General features: G+C 40.6%; 2 protein-coding genes. Both read right to left on the minus strand.

Features of this window, described 5'->3' with window-relative positions; genetic code table 11:
- On the minus strand, window positions 1-366 hold a 366-nt coding region (locus tag AACT19_RS20595; protein WP_131825232.1), incomplete at its 3' end, for a transposase.
- A gap of 350 nt (window positions 367-716) precedes the next feature.
- Complete coding sequence (locus AACT19_RS20600; RefSeq protein WP_076648534.1) at window positions 717-2261, minus strand: methyl-accepting chemotaxis protein; 1545 nt, start codon at window positions 2259-2261, stop codon at window positions 717-719.
- Window positions 2262-2421 lie beyond the last annotated feature (160 nt).

The raw sequence follows: 2421 nt of genomic DNA on the forward strand, positions 1-2421 counted from the left end.
GCCATAAACCTTAAGGCCAGTTGCATCAATGGCTAGGTGTTGTATCGCTCCTCTCGTTTTAGTTTTAAATGAGACCTCTACTTGCTTGGCTCTACGACTGATGCAGGTGTAATGCGGACAACTTAACGGTACATGGGCTAACCTAAATATCGAGTCGATAAATCCTTGCAGCGCTCTCAGTGGCATAGAAAAAACTCGTTTCACCATGAGTGCTGTCGTAATAGCTAAATCACTGAACCGACGTGGCCTCCCGCGCTTATTCTGTTTGCTTTGCGCCCAACCGCTTATCGCCTCTTCATCAATCCCAAAAGTCAGAGAGCCACGGTTAATGAGTGAATGTAGCTGATCAGATCGTAGGTTCTGGATTTAGTTCCGCTGAATTACGCAACAAAGCCCGTTAGACCTGCCACCTGAGCTGGCAGACAAAATCGCTGGTGAGATAACCTTGTTGCAAGCGCCTGACAATCAATTGACGAACCAGAACGTCAGCAACACAGATTTAGAGCACCATGATAAGTAAGTTATTTTCTTGGTTAAATTGCTTTATTAATATAAACAATGAGATAGAAACATAATTGTATCAACAGTGTTACATTTGAAGTGTTTAGTTGCTAACTAGGATGAGATGCACACATGACAACATTAAGTCACTAAATTTAGGCCCGTGAAATGAAAAAAGGAGCGATCCCACTCCTTTTTTCATATCCCGATTGGAATCATGATTGGAATTGTCTAATCAAGCGTTGCAATGCTTCTATGTCGTCCACTAAGCGGCTTGTACGGGCAATGGAACTCTCAGATGTTACGGATGTTTCATCTGCCAGTCCTTTAATATTAGCCACATTGTGATTAATCTCATTAGTCACCGTAGCTTGCTCTTCAACCGCCGCCGCAATTTGATGACTACTGTCAGAGGCCTTGAATAACTTCTCAGATATTTGATTCAACACTTCGCCTGTATCGTTTGCACGCATTTTGCATTGTTCAGACAACACTTTTCCACGCTCCATTGCGCTTACCGCTTCCGTTGCAGTCTGTTGAAGCTGGGTAATCATCTCTTGAATCTCATTGGTTGAATCACCAGTTTTCGATGCTAAGTTTCGAACTTCATCAGCAACAACAGCAAATCCACGGCCTGCCTCACCCGCTCTGGCAGCTTCAATTGCAGCATTCAAAGCAAGTAAGTTCGTTTGATCAGAAATACTGCTGATCACTTCAAGAATACTTTCTATTTTCTGACTATTTAATGAAAGTTGATGTATGACCTTTCTTGAACTATCTAACTCGCTTACAAGTTCATTCACCGAACTAATCGTCGCGGATATACACTCTAAACCTCTGGCTGACTCTTCATTGGCATCTTCAGTAAGTCTTGAAGCCGCTGCTGCACTACTTGCCACTTCATGGATTGAATGTGTTAACTCTTCAACTGCGGCAGCTACCTGCTCAGTTTCTTGGCATTGCTGATTTAAACTTTGACCCATTGACTGAATCGTTCCAAACTCATCTTCAGCGGAAATCAAAATCTTTCCCGCAGTATCCGTCGCACGTCCAGAAACCGCTCGCAACTCAGATTTTTTCATCAACAAAGCAAGCTCGATTTCAGAATAATCATCAAAGCAACCAGTGTAAGGTTTTTCCATTAACGGATTGGAGTATGAGTCTTGAGCTATTTTTCTAAGCACTTTAAAACGCTTGTTCTGAACCGCTGAAATACTCCCAAGAGCACAGGTCAATGCCACCCCAATAGCACCGAATAGTATTTGTTGTTGCGTAGATATTATCCCAACAAATAACGCCAAAAATGCAGAAAAGAAGAAATACTGAATAGAATGATAAGAAATGCGCTTACCAATATTCATTTTCCCTTTATTCATATTGGTATAAAGTTGGGCCGCACGTTCAATTTGAGCCTCTGTCGGTCTAGATCTTACTGATTGATACTCAACCGTTTCGCCATCTTCACCTTTAATCGGAGTAACAAAAGCGGATACCCAATAATGCTTCTCACCTTGGCATTGATTTTTTACCAATCCCATCCAGCTCTTTCCAGCTTTCAGGTATTGCCACATTTGTGCAAAGGCTTCCTTGGGCATATCACTATGGCGCACTACATTGTGAGGCTTACCGATCAACTCGTCCATTTCATACTCAGCCACATGACAAAAATCATGATTAGCATAGGTAATTAGACTTGAAGGATCGGTAGTAGAGATTAAATTGGCATCTATTGCATATTCTTTATTGAAGTCATTTCTCATATGTGACTTATTCCTACTAAATAATCCTTTATTGATAATTCTGAACAAATAACATGTAAAAAATTCACCAATAATGATCACTATCAATATTGGGCATAAATTTATAAATATTCTCAATATTAAGATTTATTATGTAGATAGGCTTTGTTGCGTAATTAAA

It is taken from the genome of Vibrio sp. 10N.222.47.A9 (assembly GCF_963872585.1).
GTDB classification, from domain to species: Bacteria; Pseudomonadota; Gammaproteobacteria; order Enterobacterales; family Vibrionaceae; genus Vibrio; species Vibrio splendidus.